We start from the raw sequence: 18,612 nt of genomic DNA on the forward strand, positions 1-18,612 counted from the left end.
CGGCGGGAGAGAGACGGCTTGGAGAGAGGTGACAGCTTTGAAGGAATCGACCCACGGCGGCGATCTGGTGTCGGCCCGGGTCCTCTGGGCCGGGGAGGTGCTGGATTTCTCCGCCAACTTAAACCCCCTGGGGATGCCCGAGGGGGTCCGGCGGGCCGCCGCCGAAGGGGTGGAGGAGGCGGTCCACTACCCAGACCCCCTGTGCCGGGCCCTTTCCGCCGCCATCGCCCGGCGGGACGGCGTGGCCCCGGGGCAGGTCCTCTGCGGCAATGGAGCCGCCGACCTGGTCTTCCGGCTGGCCTTTTCCGAGGGCCCCCGGCGGGCCCTGGTCACCGCCCCCACCTTCTCGGAGTACGAGGCGGCGGTCTCCGCCGCAGGCTGTACTGTGGTCCGCCACATCCTGGACCGGGCGCGGAACTTCGACCTCACCGGGGCCGTCCTGGACGAGCTGACGCCGGAGCTGGACCTGGCCTTTTTCTGCACCCCCAACAACCCCACGGGCCGGGTCATCGACCGGGGGCTCCTGGAGGCCATTCTGGAGAAGAGCCGGGCGGCGGGGGTCCGGCTGGTGGTGGACGAGTGCTTCCTGGCCCTCTCGGACGGCGGGGAGGCGGCGGGGCTGGCGGGATATCTGGAGCCATATCCCAACCTCCTGCTCCTCCGGGCCTTCACCAAGAGCTACGCCATGCCCGGCCTGCGGCTGGGCTACTGCCTCAGCGCCGACGGGGCGCTGCTGGACCGGATCTCCCGCTGTGCCCAGCCCTGGAGCGTGTCCGCGCCCGCCCAGGCGGCGGGGCTGGCGGCGGCGGCGGAGCCCAGCCACCCCCGCCTGGCCCGGGCGCTGATTGCCCGGGAGCGGAGCCGGCTCATGCGGGCCCTGGAGGGGCTGGGCCTGGAGGTAATCCCCAGCGCGGCCAACTATCTGCTCTTCCGGGCGCCGGGGATTACGGACCTGCGGGAGCGGCTGCTGCGCCGGGGGGTGCTCATCCGCTCCTGCGCCGACTACCCGGGGCTGGGAGAGGACGACTACCGGATCGCGGTCCGGCTTCAGGAAGAGAATGAACAACTGATCCGGGCCATGAAGGAGGCGCTGTAAGATGCCGGCAAAAGCGATCATGATCCAGGGCACTGCCTCCAACGCCGGCAAGAGCCTGCTGGCGGCGGGGCTGTGCCGGATCTTCCGGCAGGACGGCTGGCGGGTGGCCCCCTTTAAGGCCCAGAACATGGCCCTCAACTCCTTCATCACCGCCGACGGCCTGGAGATGGGCCGGGCCCAGGTGGTCCAGGCCCGGTGCGCCGGGGTGGAGCCTGACGTGCGCATGAACCCCATTCTCCTCAAGCCCACCAACGACACCGGCTCCCAGGTCATTGTCCACGGGACGCCCCGGGGGACCATGGGGGCGGCGGCGTATTTCCGCTGGAAAAAGGAACTGATCCCCGACGTCCTGGCGGCCTATGACGCCCTGGCCTCCGCGTACGACATCATTGTCATCGAGGGGGCGGGGAGCCCGGCGGAGATCAACCTCAAGCGGGACGACTTTGTGAACATGGGCATGGCCCGGCTGGCGAACGCCCCGGTGCTCCTGGCGGGGGACATCGACCGGGGGGGCGTCTTCGCCTCCCTCTACGGCACGGTGAAGCTCCTGGAGCCGGAGGAGCAGGCGCGCATCAAAGGCCTCATCATCAACAAGTTCCGGGGGGACGTGGAGATTCTGCGGCCGGGCCTGAAGACCCTGGAGGGGCTCACCGGCAAGCCGGTGCTGGGGGTGGTGCCCATGCTGGACGTGGACATCGACGACGAAGATTCCCTCTCCCCCAAGCTCTGCCGGGGGGGGGAGACGGGGCTGGCCGACATCGCGGTGGTGCGCCTGCCCCGCCTGTCCAACTTCACCGACTTCAACCCCCTGGAGCGGGTGGAGGAGGCCGCAGTGCGGTATGTCCAGACCCCCGGCGAGCTGGGGAACCCGGACCTGGTGATCCTGCCGGGGACCAAGAGCACCCTGGACGACCTCAAGTGGCTCCGTCAGAGCGGGCTGGAGGCCAAAATCCTCCAATATGCCAGTCGGGGCGGGGCCGTGGCCGGCATCTGCGGCGGCTACCAGATGCTGGGCCAAACCCTCTCCGACCCAGAGGGGGTGGAGGGCGGCGGAACCCTGCGGGGCATGGGACTGCTCCCCACCGGCACCGTTTTCCGGGGGGAGAAGACCCGCACCCGGGTCTCCGGGGTCTTCCGGGGGGCACAGGGGGTCTTCGCCTCTCTGAACGGGGCGGCCCTGGAGGGCTATGAAATCCACATGGGGGAGACCGTGCTGAGCCAGGGGGCGGAGCCCCTGACCGCCCTCGCCACCCTGGACGGCGGGACCAAGGCCGACGGCGCCGCCCGGGGCAATGTGTGGGGCAGCTACGTCCACGGCCTCTTCGACCGGGCCGAGAGCGCCCGGGCCCTGGTGGACGCCCTCCTGGCCCGGAAGGGTCTGGCCCCCTCCGCCAGGGCGGTGGACTGGCAGGCATACCAGGAGGAGCAGTATGACAAGCTGGCGGCGGGGGTCCGGGCAAGCCTGGACCTGGCGCACGTCTATCGGATTCTGGAGGGCAAGGAGTGAGCCTATGAAAGTGGAATTGCAGCGGGTGGCCCCGGCGGAGATCGAGGCCCGGAGCATGGAGATCATCCAGCTGGAGCTGGGGGAGCGGACTTTTCCGCCGGAAATCCTGCCGGTGGTGAAGCGGGTCATTCACACCACCGCCGACTTTGACTACGCCGGCAATCTGGTCTTCTCCCCGGGGGCGGTGGAAAAGGGGGTGGCCGCCCTGAAGGCCGGCTGCGCCCTGGTCACCGACACCCAGATGGCCCGGGCCGGCGTCAACAAGCGGGTGCTGGAGAAGTTCGGCGGAGAGGCCCTGTGCTTCATGTCCGACCCAGACGTGGCCGCCGAGGCCAAGGCGCGGGGGGTCACCCGGGCCGCCGTCTCTATGGAGCGGGCGGCCAGGCTGGACCGGCCCCTGATCCTGGCCCTGGGCAACGCTCCCACGGCTCTGGTCCGGGCCTGCGAACTTCTGGAGGCGGGGGAACTGCGGCCAGCGCTCATCATCGGCGTGCCGGTGGGCTTTGTCAACGTGGTGGAGAGCAAGGAGCTCCTGCTCACCCAGGACGTGCCCTATATCGCTGCCCGCGGCCGGAAGGGCGGCTCCAACGTGGCGGCCGCCATCTGCAACGCCCTGCTGTATCTGGCATCCGGCAACGTCCGGGAGTGACCGAAGCGAAGGGAAGGAGGGGCGCCTATGCCGGAGAAAGCCCTTTTGGTGGTGTCCTTTGGCACCAGCCACCTGGACACCCTGGAGAAGACCATCGTCCCCATTGAGGAGGATCTGGCCGCCGCCCTGCCGGACCGGGTCCTCCGCCGGGCCTTCACCAGCGGCATGATTCTGCGCAAGCTGGAGGCCCGGGACGGCCTCCACATCGACGATGTGCCCCGGGCCCTGGAGGGCCTGGCCGGGGCGGGAGTCCGGGACGCAGTGGTCCAGCCCACCCACATCATGCACGGGGCGGAGTACGACAAGCTCCTGGCCCAGGCGGAGCCCTTCCGGGGGCGGTTCGAGCGGCTGGCCGTGGGCCGCCCTCTGCTGAGCGCGGAGGAGGACTACCGCCAGGCGGCGGAGGCCCTGCTGGAGGCGCTGCCGGAGCGGGCGGAGGACCGGGCCCTGGTCTTCATGGGCCATGGGACGGAGCACTTCGCCAACCCGGCCTACTGCCAGCTGGAGTACCTGCTCCACGATCTGGGCCGGACCGACGTGCTGGTGGGCACCGTGGAGGGCTACCCCGGCTTCGGGGAGGTCCTCCGGCGGCTCTCAGAGCGGCCCGGGGTCCGGAGGGTGGTGCTGGCCCCCCTGATGATTGTGGCCGGCGACCACGCCAAAAACGATCTGGCGGGGCCGGAGCCAGATTCCTGGAAAAGCCAGTTGGAGGCCCTGGGCTACGAGACGGACTGCCGCCTTACCGGGCTGGGGGAGTACCCCGGCCTCCGCGGTATCTTTGTCCGCCACGCCCTGGAGGCGGCGGGAGACGGACCGAAGTAAGGAGAGACGAGCATCATGGAAAAAGGAATCCTGTACGGCGTGGGGGTGGGCCCCGGCGACCCGGAGCTGGTGACCCGGAAGGCCGAGCGTATCCTCCGGGAGGCCGACGTCATTGCCGTCCCCGACAAGGGCGCGGGGGAGAAGACCGCCCTGCGCATCGTGGAGGACCTGGCGGCGGGCAAGGAGCTCCTGTCCTGTCCCACCCCCATGATCCGGGACCGGGAAAGGCTGGACCGCTGCTATGAGGAGATTGCCGGGCGCATCTGCGCCCTGCTGGAGGCCGGGCAGATCGTTGCCTTTATCACCCTGGGGGACCCTACGGTGTACTCCACCTACATTTATGTCCACAAAAAGGTCCTGGCCCGGGGCTATGACGCCCAGATCATCCCCGGGGTACCCTCCTTCTGCGCCGCAGCGGCCCGGCTGGGCGTCTCCCTGTGCGAGGGGGCGGAGCGGCTGCTCATCGTCCCAGCCTCCCACCAGGCGGCCGACTGTCTGGATGTAAAGGCCAACAAGGTCTTCATGAAGGCCGGGAGGGCCATCGGGGAGCTCCGGGACCTGCTGGCGGAGCGGGGATTGCTGGACCGGGCCTCCCTGGTGGCCAACTGCGGCATGGAGGGGGAGGCCGTCTACCCCCGCTTTGCCGATGTGGAGGACGGGACCGGCTACTTTTCCGTGGTTCTGGTCAAGGAGCCGGAGGAACCCGCCCCCGGGCGGGAGAAACAGGAGGGGTGAACCCATGGGCATCATCATGTCGGGCCTGGACTATCAGAAGGCCCCCATTGCGCTGCGGGAACAGCTCTCCTTCACCAAGACCCAGGCGGGGGCCCTGACCGGGAGACTTGCCCAAGGGGAGGGGATTTTGGGCTGCGTGCTCCTCTCCACCTGCAACCGCACCGAGCTCTACCTCTCCTGCCCCCCGGAGGGCCGGGCGGCGCCGGACCGGCTCCTCTGCCGGGCGGTGGGGCTGGACCCCGGCCCCTTTGCCGGGGCCTTTGTCACCCGGCGGGGGGAGGAGGCCGTCCGGCACCTGATGGAGGTGGCCGGAGGGCTCCAGTCCCAGATCTGGGGGGAGGACCAGATCCTCTCCCAGGTGAAGGAGGCCATCGCCATCGCCCGGGAGCAGGGCGCCGCCGACCCGGTGCTGGAGACCCTCTTCCGCACCGCCGTGTCGGCGGGAAAGGAGATCAAGACCAAGGTGCGGCTCACAGGGGTGGCCGTCTCGGCCGCCGCCCGGGCGGTGGAGGTCCTCCGGCGGGACCTGGGGGATCTCCAGGGCCGCCGGGCCCTGGTCATCGGCAACGGCGAGATGGGCCGGCTCTCCGCCGCCCTGCTCCGGGAGGCGGGGTGCGCCGTCACCGTCACCCTGCGGACCTACCGCCACGGGGAGACGGTGGTGCCGGCGGGGTGCGCCGTCACCCCCTATGGGGAGCGCTATGCCTCCATGGAGGGGATGGACATCCTCCTCTCGGCCACCACCAGCCCCCACTACACCGTGTCGGCCCGGCAGATGAGCATGCTCAAGGCCCGGCCCAGCTGGGTGGTGGACCTGGCCATGCCCCGGGACGTGGACCCGGCGGCAGGGGACCTGCCGGGCGTCACCCTCTACAACGTGGACACCCTGGGGGCGGAGCAGCGCCGGGGCGCGCTGCCCCAGACCGTCACCGACATCCTGGACAGCCACATGGCCCGGTTCTACGAGTGGAGCAACTACCGCCGGTGCCTCCCCGCCATCGAGGCCCTGAAGGAGGCCATCGCCCAGCGGGTGCTCACCTACCCCGAGCTGGAGGAGGACCTGGAGGCGGAGGAGCTGGTGGAGCTGGCGGTGAGCCGGGCGGTGGACCTGCTCACCGGGGGGCTCAAGGAGCGCATCCGGCCGGAGGACCTGGAGCGGTGCGCGGGGAAAATCCGGGTCCACACCGCAGCCAGGGGCCAGAGGGAGGGCAGACATGCGCACATCCCATTTTCCCATGTTTGTTGACCTGCGGGGAAAGCCCTGCGTCATCGTGGGGGGCGGGGCCATCGCCCGGCGCCGGGCAGAGGTCCTGACCCGCTTTGGCGGGGCGGTGACCGTCATCGCCCCGGCGTGGCTGGGCGGAGTCCCCGGCGTCCGCTGGGAGCGGCGGGCCTACGCCCCCGGGGACCTGGCCGGGGCCTTTCTGGCGGTGGCCGCCACCGGCGACCGCCGGGTGAACCGCCGGGTGGGGGAGGAGGCCCGGGCCCTGGGCATCCCCGTGTCGGTGGCCGACCGCCGGGAGGAGTGCAGCTTTTTCTTTCCCGCCGTCTGTCAGGGGGGCGGGGTGACCGCCGGGCTGGTCTCCCTGGGGGGGGGCGATCACGCCCGGACCGCCCGGGCCGCCCGGGCCGTGCGGAGGACATTGGAGGGATTGGATTGAAGACACTGCGGGCGGGCAGCCGGGAGAGCCAGCTGGCCGTGATCCAGACCCGGCAGGTGATGGAGGCCGTCCGGCGGACGGACCCCTCCCTCCGGCTGGAGCTGGTGACCATGAAGACCACCGGGGACAAGATTCTGGACCGGACCCTGGACCAGGTGGGTGGCAAGGGCCTCTTCGTCAAGGAGCTGGACGCCGCCCTTCTGGAGGGCCGGGTGGACTTCACCGTCCACAGCTGCAAGGACCTGCCCATGGACTTAGACCCCCGGCTCCCCCTGGCGGGCTTCTCCCGCCGGGCCGATCCCCGGGACGCTTTGGTCTTGCCGGAGGGGGTTACGGAACTGGACCCGGCCAAGCCCATCGGCTGCGCCAGCGCCCGCCGGACCCTCCAGCTCCGGCGGCTGTTTCCGGGCCAGCCGGTGGCCCCGGTCCGGGGCAACGTCCAGACCCGGCTGGGGAAGCTGGACCAGGGGAAGTACGCCGCCCTGGTGCTGGCCGCCGCCGGCCTGGAGCGGCTGGGCCTGGAGGGGCGGATCGCCCGGTATTTTACCATCGAGGAGCTGCTCCCCGCCGCCGGGCAGGGCATTCTGGCCGTCCAGGTCCGGGCGGGGGAGGAGGCCCCCTGGCTCTCTGGCTTCCGGGACCGGGACGGAGCCGACTGCGCCCTGGCCGAGCGGGCCTTCGTCCGGAGGCTGGATGGAGGGTGCTCGTCTCCCGTGGCGGCCTTCGCCGCCGTGGAGGGGGAGACCCTGACCCTCCGGGGCATGGACGTCACGGCGGAGGGAGAGCCTGTTTTCGACAGTATCACCGGCCCCCGTACCAAGGCTGAGGCCCTGGGGTCGGCATTGGCCGGGCGCATCCGGGAGGGAAGGACATGAAGGGAATGGTCACACTGGTGGGGGCGGGCCCCGGAGACCCGGGGCTTTTGACCCTCAAGGGCCGGGAGGCCCTGGAGCGGGCCCAGGTGGTGGTCTATGACCGCCTGGTGAGCCCCGCCATTCTGGCCCTGATGCCCCCAGGGGCGGAGCAGATCAACGTGGGCAAGGAGGCCAGCCGCCACCCGGTGCCCCAGGAGGAGATCAACCGGATTCTCCTGGACAAGGCCCTGGAGGGCAAGCGGGTGGTCCGGCTGAAGGGGGGGGACCCCTTCCTCTTCGGCCGGGGCGGGGAGGAGCTGGAGCTCCTGGCCCGCCACGCCGTTCCCTTTGAGGAGGTGCCCGGCATCCCCTCGGCCATCGCCGTCCCGGCCTATGGGGGCATCCCGGTGACCCACCGGGATTTCACCTCCTCCCTCCACATCGTCACCGGCCATGCCAGGGCGGGGAAGGCCCTGGACATCGACTTTGAGGCCCTGGTGCGGACCGGGGGGACTCTGGTCTTTCTTATGGGGGTGGCCAGCCTGCCGGAGCTCTGCGCCGGGCTCCTCGCGGCGGGCATGGACCCCGACACTCCCGCCGCCCTGGTGGAGCGGGGCACCACCCCGGCCCAGCGGCGGCTCAGCGGCACCCTGTCCACCCTGGCAGGCCTGGCGGAGGAGGGCCGGGTGGAGAGCCCCGCCGTGAGCATCTTCGGCCCGGTGTGCGCCCTGGCGGAGGAATTTGACTGGTTCGACGCCCTGCCTCTGAAGGGGCGGCGGGTGGTGGTGACCCGGCCCAAGGAGCGCACGGGTACGCTGGCCCGGCGGCTCCGGGACCTGGGGGCCGACGTCTTTGAATATCCCTGCATCCGCACCCAGCCCATCTGGCCCTGCCCGGCCATGGAGCGGGCGGTGGAGGAGATCGACGCCTATGCGTGGCTGGCCTTCACCAGCCCTGCGGGGGTGGAGGCCCTCTGGTCCATGCTGGAGCGTCAGAACCGGGACGCCCGGGCCCTGGGAAAGGTGAAGCTGGCCGCCATCGGGCCGGGGACGGACCGGGCCCTCCGGGCCCACGGTCTCCGGGCCGACTACCTCCCGGAGGTCTACGACGCCGCCCACCTGGGGGCGGGGCTGGCGGCGCTGGCCCGGGGGAGGGTGCTGCTGCTTCGGGCGGAGATCGCCTCCCGGGACCTGACGGAGGCCCTGGAACAGGGCGGCGTCCCCTACGACGACATCCCCTGCTATGCCACGGTCTATGAGAGCGCCCACGCCGAAGCCCTCCGGGCCCTGGCCCGCTCGGGCGGGCTGGACCTGGTCACCTTCACCAGCGCCTCCACCGTGAAGGGCTTTGTGTCCTCCCTGGGGGAGATGGATTTCTCCGGCCTCACCGGGATCTGCATCGGGGCCCAGACCGCCGCCGAGGCGGCTAGGCACGGCATCCCCACGGTGGTGGCGGAGGAGGCCGCCATCGACGCCATGCTCAAGTGTATCATGAAGGAGGTTTCCGGCCATGGAACTCATTAACCGGCCCCGCAGGCTGCGGCAGAACGACGCCATCCGGCGGCTGTGCCGGGAGACCCGTCTCTCCCCGGACAGCCTCATCTACCCCATCTTCGTGGACGAGACCCTGAAGGGCTGGCGCCCCATCCCCGCCCTGGCGGGGCAGTTTCACTACGGCCTGGACGCCGTGGACCAGGCGGTGGAGGCCTGCCTGGACGCCGGGGTGGGGCGGTGTATCCTCTTCGGCCTGCCCGCCCGCAAGGACGCCCAGGGCTCCCCGGCCTGGGACCCGAGTGGGGTGGTCCAGGAAGCCGTCCGGGCCATCAAGGCCAAATACCCCGACTTCTATGTCATCACCGACGTGTGTATGTGCGAGTACACCGACCACGGCCACTGCGGCATCCTCAAGGGCCGGGAGGTGGACAACGACGCGACCCTGGAGGTTCTGGCCAAGACCGCCCTCTCCCACGCCGGGGCCGGGGCCGATATGGTGGCCCCCTCCGACATGATGGACGGCCGCATCGCCGCCATCCGATCCGCCCTGGACAGGCACGGCCTCCAGAACGTGCCCATCCTGTCCTATTCCGCCAAGTACGCCTCCGCCTTCTACGGTCCCTTCCGGGAGGCCGCCGGCTCCGCCCCGGCCTTCGGGGACCGGCGGGGCTACCAGATGGACCCCCACAACCGCCGGGAGGCCCTGAAGGAGTGCGCCCTGGATGTGGAGGAGGGGGCGGACATCCTCATGGTGAAGCCCGCCCTGAGCTATCTGGACGTGATCCGGGCGTGCGCCGACGCCTTCGACCTGCCCCTGTGCGCCTACTCGGTGTCCGGGGAGTACGCCATGATCAAGGCCGCCGGGGCCGCCGGGCTCATCGACGAGTACCGGGTGATGTGTGAGAGCGCCCTGTCGGTCTACCGGGCCGGGGCGGACATGCTCATCACCTACTTTGCCAAGGAATTGGCCCAGGCCATGCGAAAGGGGGACATCGGCTGATGGACCGCTCCCAGGAACTCTTTGACCGGGCCCAAAAGGTCCTGCCTGGCGGGGTCAACTCCCCGGTTCGGGCCTTCCGGGCGGTGGACCTGTGCCCCCGGTTCATCGCCGAGGCCCACGGGGCCTATCTCTATGACGCCGACGGCAGGAAGTATCTGGACTATGTCTGCTCCTGGGGCCCCATGCTCCTGGGCCACGACCACCCGGAGGTCCGCGCCGCAGTGGAGGAGGCGGTCAAGCACGGCCTCTCCTTCGGCGCGCCCACCCAGCGGGAGGTGGAGATGGCCGAGCTCATGGTGGACATGGTCCCTAACATCGAGATGGTCCGCATGGTGAACTCAGGCACCGAGGCGGTGATGTCCGCCCTCCGGCTGGCCCGGGGGGCCACGGGCCGGGACAAGCTCATCAAGTTCGAGGGCTGCTACCACGGCCACAGCGACTGCCTGCTGGTGAACGCCGGCTCCTCGGCCCTGGCGGGGGGGCGCCCCTCCTCTGCCGGCGTACCGGAGGACATTGTCAAGCACACCCTCACCGCCCAGTTCAACCGCCTGGACACGGTGGAGGCCCTCTTCCGGCGCTGGCCGGAGGACATCGCCTGCGTCATCGTGGAGCCCGTGGCGGCCAATATGGGGGTGGTGGCCCCCGCCCCCGGCTTCCTGGAGGGCCTCCGTGCCCTGTGCGGCCAGTATGGGGCCCTGCTGATCTTCGACGAGGTCATTACCGGCTTCCGGCTGGCCCCCGGCGGGGCCCAGGCGTACTTCGGCGTCCGAGCCGACCTGGTGACCTTCGGCAAGATCATCGGCGGCGGGATGCCCGTGGGGGCCTACTGCGGCAGCCGGGCCCTGATGGAGCAGGCGGCCCCCTGCGGCCCGGTGTACCAGGCGGGGACCCTGTCGGGGAACCCGGTGGCCATGGCCGCCGGACTGGCCCAGCTCCGGCACATCCAGGCCCACCGGGACCTCTATCAGCAGCTGGAGGACTACGCCCGCGCCCTGGCGGAGGGGATGCGCGCGGCGGCGGCCCGGCATGGCGTGGGGGTGGCCGTAAACCAGATCGGTTCCCTGGTCTCCCCCTTCTTCACCCCCACGGAGGTTACCACCTTTGTGGACGCCAAGGGCAGCGACGCGGGACGGTACGCCCGGTACTTCAAGGGGATGCTGGAGCGGGGGGTCTATCTGGCCCCCGCCCAGTTCGAGGCCATGTTTGTCTCCACCGCCCATACCTCCGCCGACCTGGAGGCCACCCTGGCGGCGGTGGACGGCGCCCTGGCGGAGCTGTGAGCTGGCCATGGAGAACAAAAACAGAGGTTGACGCCCTTCTGCTTCAGAAGCTCTTGTCATTAGTGACAAAAATGAAAAATTCCGCCGGGGGACCTTGCGCCGGAGCGGAATGTGGCTTATAGTGTAACGGGAATAAAGGGAACCGCTCTGCGGTGGAATCGCGCGCCGGCCGCCGCGCGAGTTCCGTCTAGGGCTTGTTTGAAAATTGGAGATGTGTCCAGCAGCGAGGGATTTTGAGCCGCTGGCAAGCAATTTTTTCGCAGGAATCCTGGCGGATTTCAAGGAAAAATTGCGCCGTCCTTGGTGGGTGTCAGCCCACCGGCGTCCTCTGCCTTGTTCCGTAAAAATTCCGCTCGAAATCCAATCTGCAATTTCTAACTTGGCAGAGCACGAGCCAGTGCAGGAAAACACGGAAAATTTTCGGAGGGATCAGACTATGGAGGAGACTTTGGGCTTCATTGGAGCCGGAAATATGAATTCAGCCATTTTGAAGGGCGTGCTGGCCCAGGGCGCCGTCCGGCCGGAGCAGGTCTGGATTTCCGACCGGGACGGGGACAAGCTGGCGGCCCTGGCCGCCCAGGGAGTGCATACCACCACAGACAACCGGGAGGTGGCCGCCCACGTCTCGATGCTGGTGCTGGGGGTGAAGCCCCAGATGATGGGCGATGTGCTGCCGGAGCTGCGGGATCTGACGGCGGGGAAGTGCGTGGTTTCCATCGCGGCGGGGATTTCGGCCCCCTATCTGCGCCGGGAGCTGCCCGGGGCGAAGGTGGTCCGCACCATGCCCAACACCCCCCTGATGGTGGGGGTGGGGGCCACGGCGGTGGCCCGATCGGAGGACGTCTCCCCGGAGGAGTTCCAGCGGGTGCTGGACCTCTTCGCCGCCGCCGGGGCGGTGGCGGTGATTGACGAGGGTCAGATGGACGATATCCTCAACGTCAACGGCTCCTCCCCGGCCTGGTTTTTCCGCATGGCCGATGTGATGGTGAAGCGGGCCGTGGAGGTGGGCATCGACGCCGGCACCGCCCTGCGCCTCACCGCCAAGACCATGGAGGGGGCGGCCCGGATGCTCCAGGAGAGCGGCAAAACGCCGGAGGAGCTCTGCCGGCAGGTCTGTTCCCCGGGGGGCACCACCCTGGCCTCCCTGTCCGCCTTTGAGGAGCGGGACTTCGACGGCCTGATGCGGGAGGCCATGGACCGCTGCGCCCAGCGCTCCAGAGAGCTGGGCAGGTAGGGAAAACGGCGTCTATTCCCGGCGCTTGTCTCATATGCTGTCAGAGAGGTGACGGCCTTGAGGAAGCGTATCATGGAGATCTGGGATGTTCCGCCGGGGGGCGTGCTCACGGCCCTGGCGGTGGTGTCCGCCGCCTTCTGTCTGGGCGCCCTGGCCGGGATGCTCCTGGCCTCCCAGGTGGGGGGCGGGGGGCAGGAGAGCCTGACCGCCTATCTGGAGCGCTATCTGGCGGCGGCCAAGCTGGGGGCCGCCGGACCGCCCAGGGTCTCCGCCGTCTTGTGGGAGACCCTGCGCTGGCCGGTCTCCGCCTTTCTCCTGGGCTTTTCCGCCCTGGGGGTGGTGGGCATCCCCCTCTTGTTTGCGGCGCGGGGCTTTCTGCTGTCCTTCGCCGTGTCCTCTTTCGTACTCATGTTCGGCGGCGCGGGGGCCATTCTGGCCTTCTTTGCCTTCGGCTTTACCGGGATGCTCTCCCTGCCCGTCCTGTTCGTGCTGGGGGTGCAGGGCTTTGCCTCCGGGCAGGAGCTGGCGGTCCGGGCCCTGGGCGGCGGCAAGGGGCCGCTGTCCCGGGGGAGGGCCTACTGGGTCCGGGGCGGTCTGTGCGCCGCCGTCCTGGGGGTGTGTATGCTGCTGGAGTGGTGGGCGGTGCCCGCCCTGCTGGCCTCCGTGGCCGGCCTCTTTTGATTTTGTGTGAGAGAGGGTACGGGGAGAGATGGACTATCTAAAGGGCTTTGAGGGGTATCTGACCGCCGAAAAAGGGGCGTCGGAGAATACGCGCAGCTCTTATCTCCGGGATGTGCGGCAGTTTCTGGACTACTGCGCCAAAAAGGGGATTCCGGCGGCCTCGGCCACCGCAGAGGAGCTGGAGGGGTACGCCCGCCATCTGTCCGCCCTGGGCCGGTCGGCCTCCACGGTGACCCGGGCCATGGCCGCCCTGAAGTCCTTTTACGCCTATCTAATGGTCAGCGGGTACACCCCGGGGAACCCGGCCCAGAGTGTGCCGCCGGCCCGGACGGAGCGGAAGCTGCCTCAGATCCTCACCAGCAAGGAGGTGGCGCTCTTCCTGGAGCAGCCGGAGTGCGCCGGCCCCAAGGGGTGCCGGGACCACGCCATGCTGGAGCTCCTCTACGCCACCGGCATCCGGGTCAGCGAGCTCATGGACCTGGACCTGGACCATGTGAATCTGAGCGGGGACTTTCTGCGCTGCCGGAGCAAGGGGCGGGAGCGGGTCATTCCCCTCTACGCCGCCGCCGTCAAGGCCCTGGGGGACTATCTCAGGCGCGTGCGGCCCCAGCTGGTGGAGGACCCCCGGGAGCGGGCCCTCTTTGTGAATATGAACGGGCGGCGCATGTCCCGCCAGGGGATCTGGAAGATCATCAAGCAATACCAGGAGAAGGCGGGCATCCACAAGGACATCACCCCCCACACCCTGCGCCACTCCTTCGCCGCCCATCTGCTGGAAAACGGGGCGGACCTGCGCTCCATCCAGGAGATGCTGGGCCATGCCGATATCTCCTCCACCCAGATCTACGCCCAAATTGTCAAGCGGAACCTGCAGGAGGTCTATCTCAAGGCCCACCCGCGGGCATAATAGAACCAGGCGCCGGTTCTTTCCTCCTTTTCAGCCGCGGCGGCGCCGGACTGTTGTGGTCCGGCGCCGCCGCGGCTTTTGGGCGCTTCCGCCCGGAGCGGGGCGGCGCAAAAACGCCGGCGGGCCAGAGGGCCTGCCGGCGGAGGATTTGGTCTGCCTCCCCGGGGAAGCGGTTGCCTCTCCGGGGAGGTCAGTAGGGCTGCAAAGAGAGAGAATGTGAAGAGGGGTTTGTTCTTTGCAAGCACTAGGATACCACATCCAGATGGAAAGTGATGGACAGTTTGCTAACGGCCTGTAAACATTTTATGAATGAATTTAGGTAAAATGTCAAAAAATATCCCGAATGGTAAAGAGACTGTCGAGAAGGGGCCAATTTTGGGGGAAGGGCCGCATCAGGTTCCAGTACCCCGCGCCGCTCAGGCCGTAGGCGGGAATGAGCTCCAGCTTGGCCCGGAGGCTCCGGGCGTCCTCGAACCAGACCTCATGTTCCCGGCCCGCCCCGTCGGTGTAGCGGAACCAGGGGGCCTGAGCCTGGACGTCATACTGAATGGGGACCCCGTAGCGCCCGGCCAGCTCCACGGCGTACTGGGGGGAGAGGGAGGCGGCCCGGGTTTCCCCCTGCCGGAAGGGCAGGGGCCAGTCGTAGCCGTAGAGGGGGAGGCCCAGCCACAGCTTTTCCGCCGGAATCTCCGTGAGGGCGTACTCCACCACCGCCCGGACGTTGGGCAGGGGGGCCACCGCCATGGGGGGGCCGTAGGTGTAGCCCCACTCGTAGGTCATGAGGAAGACGAAGTCGGCGGCCTCTCCCAGGGCCTGGTAGTCGTGGCCCTCGTAGAGGAGGCCGGGCTGGGCGGCGTAGGTCTTGGGGGCCGCAGCCACAATGACGGGAAAGCCCTGAGGGGAGAGGGCCGCCCGGAAGCGGCGGATGAGGGCGGCGTAGGCGGCGGCGTCCCCGGCGGGGAGGAACTCGAAGTCCACGTCCAGGCCCCGGTAGCCCTTTTCCGCTATGGTCTCCAGGACATGCCCCACCAGGGTGTCCTGGACGGCGGCGTCGGTGAGGGCCAGGTGGGAGAGCTCGTTGGAGAAGTTCCCCGCGTCGGTGAGGGTGGACAGGTGCATCAGGGCCCCGGTCCCCAGCTCCCGGGCCAGGGCCAGCAGGGTCTCGTCCTCCAGCTCCACCAGGGTCCCGCCGGGGCGGAGGCCGTAGGTGAAGGGTGCGGCGTAGGTGAGGAAGGGGAGGACGCTCCGGTAGAGGTCCAGGTCGATGAAGGGGTAGGCGTAGCCGTTGACCAGAAGGGGAGGGCCGCCCTCCTGTTGGTAGCGGAGGACCAGGTTCTGGCCTGGGTAGAGCTGGAACTGCCCCTCCAGGCCGGGGTTCCGGCGGAGGAGGGCCCGGGGGGTGAGGCCGTGGGTCTGGGCCACCGAGGTCAGGGTGTCCCCCGCCCGGACGGTGTAGACCTCCTCCGGGAAGCGGACCACCAGGGTCTGACCGGCCACCAGCTGGGTGGGGTTGACCTGATTGTCAGCCATCAGACGGGACATGGGCGCCCCAAGGGCCTGGGCGATGCCGTAGAGGGTGTCCCCCGGCTGGACCACATAGATTTCCACCGCCTCACACCAGAGTGACGAACTCGGAGCTGGCGTAGCCTACCACGCCGCCGAACTGCACCAGGTACCAGCCCTGCCACTGGTTGAGGACGGTGAGGGGCGCGCCGTCGTAGGCCCGGGCCAGAATGGGAGCGGTGAGCTCCGGCCGGGAGCGGATGTTCAGAGAGCCCCAGTTCACATCCACCACCCCCTGCCGGGCGGGCCGGGGCTCCAGGAAGGGGATGCCGAAGTACTGGCACAGGGAGCCCACCAGATTGCGGGCGATGAGCTCCAGGTTCCCCTTCACCCAGGCGGCGTCGTCCGGGTTGTCGTGGTAGCCCAGCTCCAGGAAGACCGAGGGGGCCCGGACCCGGCGGACCTCGCCGATGGTGGTGGTGGGCTCGGCCCGCACCAGGGCGGGAATGGGGTAGATTTTCTTCAGGTTCTCGGTGAAAATTTCCGCCGCCCGGCGGCCTGCCGTGCTGCCGGGGTAGTAGAACACCAGCACCCCCCGGACCTGGCCGTACTGCCCCTCCGGGGCGGCGTTGGAGTGGAGGGCCAGGTGGAGGTCGTAGTTCCCACGGTTGGAGGCGGCGATGGAGGAGGCGGCGGTCATGTCCGGCGTGTTGCGGGTGTACTGGATGCCGGAGGAGTCCAGATAGGGCGCCATTTCGTCGGCCAGGCGGTTCATCCAGTACTCCTCGCTGCCGCCGCTGACATAGAGGTTGTTCTCCTGGGTGGACGGGGAGAGGTAGATCGTGGGCATAAGAGGTCCCTCCTTTTTTTGCCCCATTCTATGCGGACCGGGGCGGGGTGGGACCGATTTCCAACCTGGAAAGGAGACTGCGGGCGGAGCGGGATATCGAGGCTTCGGCGCTTTTCTATCGGCAGGGAGGGCCCCGGCGGCATTTGACCGCCGGAGGCCCTCCCCATTTTCCGGCCCGCGCATAGGATGGAGAAGGAATATCAGCCGGTCCCTCAGACCGGCGCCTAGGAGGCCTCCTGATGCGCACACAATGGAAACGGAAATTCGCCGCCCTCTGGGTGGGGCAGGCGGTGTCCATCCTCACCAGCTCCCTCTCCCAATACGCCCTGATCTGGTACCTCACCGCCCGCACCGGCTCGGCGGCGGTCCTCTCCCTGGCCGCCATCGCCGCCCTGCTGCCCCAGGGGGTGCTCTCCCTCTTCACCGGGGCGGTGGCCGACCGCTTCGACCGCCGGAAGATCATGGCCGTGGCCGACGGGGCCATCGGCCTGGTCTCCCTGGCCCTGGTGGGGGTGGGGCTCTTGCTGGGGGAGCTGCCCATCCCCTGTATCCTGGCCACCCTGGCCCTGCGGAGCGTGGGCTCGGCCTTCCATGCCCCTTGCCTCCAGGCGGTGACCCCCCTCATTGTCCCCAAGGATATGCTGGCCCGGTGCGCCGGGTGGTCCCAGGGGGTCCAAACCCTCTCCCTGCTGCTGAGTCCCGCCCTGGCGGCCATCCTCTATGCCCGGCTCCCCCTGCCCCTGATTATCTGCCTGGACGCCATGGGGGCGGCCTTTGCCATCGGCTTTTTGCTCCTGGCCCGGCTGCCGGCGCTCCGCGCCGGGGAGGAGGCCCCCTTCCGGCTGCTGGAGGACTGCCGGGCGGGCTGCGCCGTCCTCCGGGGAAAGCCCTGGCTGTGGCAGCTCTGCCTGCTCTGTGGGCTCTTCTCTCTGGCCTCCGTGCCGGTGGCCTCCCTCTTTCCCCTTCTCAGCATGGACTACTTCGGCGGCACGGCGGCTTCCGCCTCGGTGGTGGAGACGGCCTACGCCCTGGGGATGCTGGCGGGCTCCCTGCTGCTGGGCCTGTGGGGCGGGGGCCGGAACAAGATCCCCGCCATGACGGGGGCCCTCTTCCTCATGGGGGGCTGCCTTCTGGCGGTAGGGGGGCTGAGCCCGGCGGACTTCCTCCCCTTTACCCTCCTGTCCCTGGGGATGGGGCTGGCCGCCCCCATTTTCCAGAGTCTCCTCACCGCCCTTATCCAGGAGGGGGTGGAGGGGGCCTATCTGGGCCGGGTGCTGGGGCTCTCCTCCGCCGTTATGACCCTGGCCGGGCCGGTGGGTTTGGGGGCCACCGCTCTCTTTGCCGAGGGGGTGGGGCTGGTACGCTGGTTCGCTCTGGCCGGCGGCATGGTCCTGCTCTGCGGCACCCTGTGCCTGGCCCTGCCCCAGGTACGGCGGTGCGGACTGTCCCACGAGACCGGAACCTGGGAGGGCTGGACCCCGGCGGAAGGGGAAGGTGGTGTTTTTCATGCGGACGGTTCCCATCTGGGAAAAGGCAAACCTGACCCTGGAGGAAGCGGCGGCCTACTACGGGATTGGGATCAATAGACTCCGTTCCCTGACAGATACGGACCGTTGCCCCTATGTCCTCTGGGTGGGAAATAAGCGGCTCGAGAAGTATCTGGAAAAGCCAGTATTCCGTGTAACTGTAGTGGAATTAGGGGGATCTGATGTGGTATAATGATCCCGATAGGGCTTCTGACGTAAAGGAGCGATCACAATGGCCGAAAGGAGAAAAGACAGGAAAGGACGGGTATTGGCGGTTCATCAAGCTGCGCGAGGATGGAAGAAGGTACAGCACCATCACCAGTGTCCGAGGCGTTCTTCGTCCGGAGTTTGAGATGGCGGTGGAGGACGATATGATCCGGCGCAATCCCTTCTCCTTCAAGATCACCGATGTGGCGCCCAACGGTTCGTAGACACGGCAGGCAATTTCCAAGGGGGTCAAGGAAAGGTTCCCGGCCTTTGTCCGGGAGAGCAGGCACTATTCCCGGTACTACGACGAGATTGTTATCCTGCTGGGGACGGGAATGCGGGTCAGTGAACTGTATAGACTGACAAAAGCGGACATTGATTGCAGTATCTCATGGGACACTCCGATGTGGGGGTGACGCTCAGCGTCTACACCCATGCCAGTTAGGAGACGGCTCAAGCCGCTATGAAAAAGGCTATGGGCAGCGGCTGAGCGTACACCAAACTTACACCAAAACCGTGAACAGTGGTGTAAATTTATGTAGAGATGCGTAGGGCTTGTTTGAAAAATGTCAACATGCCCAATCAGCGGGTCTTTTGTCCCCTGGAC

General features: G+C 68.6%; 19 protein-coding genes. 17 read left to right on the forward strand and 2 right to left on the reverse strand.

The annotated features are described in order from the left end of the window. Positions 1–28: 28 nt before the first annotated feature. From Q0K09_RS03885 to xerD, 14 genes are all read left to right on the forward strand, one after another. Complete coding sequence (locus tag Q0K09_RS03885) at positions 29–1,096, forward strand: aminotransferase class I/II-fold pyridoxal phosphate-dependent enzyme (RefSeq protein WP_365931382.1); 1,068 nt, start codon at positions 29–31, stop codon at positions 1,094–1,096. Between the two features lies 1 nt (position 1,097). After that, entirely contained in the window at positions 1,098–2,603 is a 1,506-nt protein-coding gene (locus Q0K09_RS03890; protein ID WP_294473180.1) for a cobyric acid synthase, read from the forward strand. A gap of 4 nt (positions 2,604–2,607) precedes the next feature. After that, positions 2,608–3,252, forward strand: a complete 645-nt coding sequence (locus Q0K09_RS03895; protein WP_294473182.1) for a precorrin-8X methylmutase — start codon at positions 2,608–2,610, stop codon at positions 3,250–3,252. A 27-nt stretch (positions 3,253–3,279) separates the two neighbouring features. Continuing rightward, entirely contained in the window at positions 3,280–4,074 is a 795-nt protein-coding gene (locus tag Q0K09_RS03900) for a sirohydrochlorin cobaltochelatase (RefSeq protein ID WP_294473185.1), read from the forward strand. Positions 4,075–4,089: 15 nt separating this feature from the next. Continuing rightward, entirely contained in the window at positions 4,090–4,809 is a 720-nt protein-coding gene (gene cobI / locus Q0K09_RS03905; RefSeq protein WP_294473188.1) for a precorrin-2 C(20)-methyltransferase, read from the forward strand. Between the two features lie 4 nt (positions 4,810–4,813). Then, positions 4,814–6,055 carry a glutamyl-tRNA reductase gene (hemA, locus tag Q0K09_RS03910; protein ID WP_294473190.1) on the forward strand — a complete coding sequence of 414 codons (1,242 nt, stop codon included), beginning with the start codon at positions 4,814–4,816 and terminating at the stop codon, positions 6,053–6,055. Further along, positions 6,024–6,470, forward strand: coding sequence for an NAD(P)-dependent oxidoreductase (locus tag Q0K09_RS03915; protein WP_294473193.1), 447 nt, complete (start codon positions 6,024–6,026; stop codon positions 6,468–6,470). The genes hemA and Q0K09_RS03915 overlap by 32 nt, the downstream gene beginning before the upstream one ends. Next, positions 6,467–7,345 carry a hydroxymethylbilane synthase gene (gene hemC, locus Q0K09_RS03920; RefSeq protein ID WP_365931386.1) on the forward strand — a complete coding sequence of 293 codons (879 nt, stop codon included), beginning with the start codon at positions 6,467–6,469 and terminating at the stop codon, positions 7,343–7,345. The genes Q0K09_RS03915 and hemC overlap by 4 nt, the downstream gene beginning before the upstream one ends. Next, complete coding sequence (gene cobA, locus Q0K09_RS03925; RefSeq protein ID WP_294473196.1) at positions 7,342–8,847, forward strand: uroporphyrinogen-III C-methyltransferase; 1,506 nt, start codon at positions 7,342–7,344, stop codon at positions 8,845–8,847. Before hemC ends, cobA begins: the two co-directional genes overlap by 4 nt. Beyond that, a complete protein-coding gene (gene hemB / locus Q0K09_RS03930) occupies positions 8,834–9,817 on the forward strand; it encodes a porphobilinogen synthase (RefSeq protein ID WP_294473199.1) in 984 nt (327 codons plus the stop codon). Before cobA ends, hemB begins: the two co-directional genes overlap by 14 nt. Continuing rightward, entirely contained in the window at positions 9,817–11,097 is a 1,281-nt protein-coding gene (hemL, locus tag Q0K09_RS03935) for a glutamate-1-semialdehyde 2,1-aminomutase (RefSeq protein ID WP_294473202.1), read from the forward strand. The genes hemB and hemL overlap by 1 nt, the downstream gene beginning before the upstream one ends. A 436-nt stretch (positions 11,098–11,533) precedes the next feature. Continuing rightward, on the forward strand, positions 11,534–12,331 hold the full coding sequence (proC, locus tag Q0K09_RS03940; RefSeq protein ID WP_294473207.1) for a pyrroline-5-carboxylate reductase: 798 nt from the start codon (positions 11,534–11,536) through the stop codon (positions 12,329–12,331). Between the two features lie 72 nt (positions 12,332–12,403). Next, positions 12,404–13,012, forward strand: coding sequence for a hypothetical protein (locus Q0K09_RS03945; RefSeq protein WP_294473210.1), 609 nt, complete (start codon positions 12,404–12,406; stop codon positions 13,010–13,012). Between the two features lie 28 nt (positions 13,013–13,040). Then, the gene (gene xerD / locus Q0K09_RS03950) at positions 13,041–13,919 is read left to right on the forward strand and encodes a site-specific tyrosine recombinase XerD (protein ID WP_294473213.1); all 879 of its coding nucleotides are present in this window, start codon (positions 13,041–13,043) and stop codon (positions 13,917–13,919) included. 327 nt (positions 13,920–14,246) lie between these two features. On the opposite strand, the gene Q0K09_RS03955 is transcribed toward xerD, so the two are convergent. Together Q0K09_RS03955 and Q0K09_RS03960 are read right to left on the reverse strand one after the other, a co-directional pair. After that, positions 14,247–15,527 (reverse strand): glycosyl hydrolase family 18 protein, encoded by a 1,281-nt coding sequence (locus Q0K09_RS03955; protein ID WP_294473215.1) that lies wholly within the window; start codon positions 15,525–15,527, stop codon positions 14,247–14,249. A gap of 4 nt (positions 15,528–15,531) precedes the next feature. Further along, positions 15,532–16,272 carry an N-acetylmuramoyl-L-alanine amidase gene (locus tag Q0K09_RS03960; protein WP_294473218.1) on the reverse strand — a complete coding sequence of 247 codons (741 nt, stop codon included), beginning with the start codon at positions 16,270–16,272 and terminating at the stop codon, positions 15,532–15,534. A 239-nt stretch (positions 16,273–16,511) separates the two neighbouring features. Between Q0K09_RS03960 and Q0K09_RS03965 the strand changes: the two genes are divergently transcribed. Genes Q0K09_RS03965 through Q0K09_RS03975 form a run of 3 tightly spaced genes read left to right on the forward strand, consistent with a single transcriptional unit; the run spans position 16,512 to position 18,229 of the window. Then, complete coding sequence (locus Q0K09_RS03965; protein ID WP_294473221.1) at positions 16,512–17,858, forward strand: MFS transporter; 1,347 nt, start codon at positions 16,512–16,514, stop codon at positions 17,856–17,858. After that, positions 17,779–17,991, forward strand: a complete 213-nt coding sequence (locus Q0K09_RS03970; protein ID WP_294473224.1) for an excisionase — start codon at positions 17,779–17,781, stop codon at positions 17,989–17,991. Before Q0K09_RS03965 ends, Q0K09_RS03970 begins: the two co-directional genes overlap by 80 nt. After that, positions 17,981–18,229, forward strand: a complete 249-nt coding sequence (locus Q0K09_RS03975; protein ID WP_294473227.1) for a hypothetical protein — start codon at positions 17,981–17,983, stop codon at positions 18,227–18,229. Before Q0K09_RS03970 ends, Q0K09_RS03975 begins: the two co-directional genes overlap by 11 nt. The last annotated feature ends 383 nt before the right edge of the window (positions 18,230–18,612 follow it).

This window comes from uncultured Intestinimonas sp. (genome assembly GCF_944387725.1).
Classification (GTDB): domain Bacteria; phylum Bacillota; class Clostridia; order Oscillospirales; family Oscillospiraceae; genus Intestinimonas.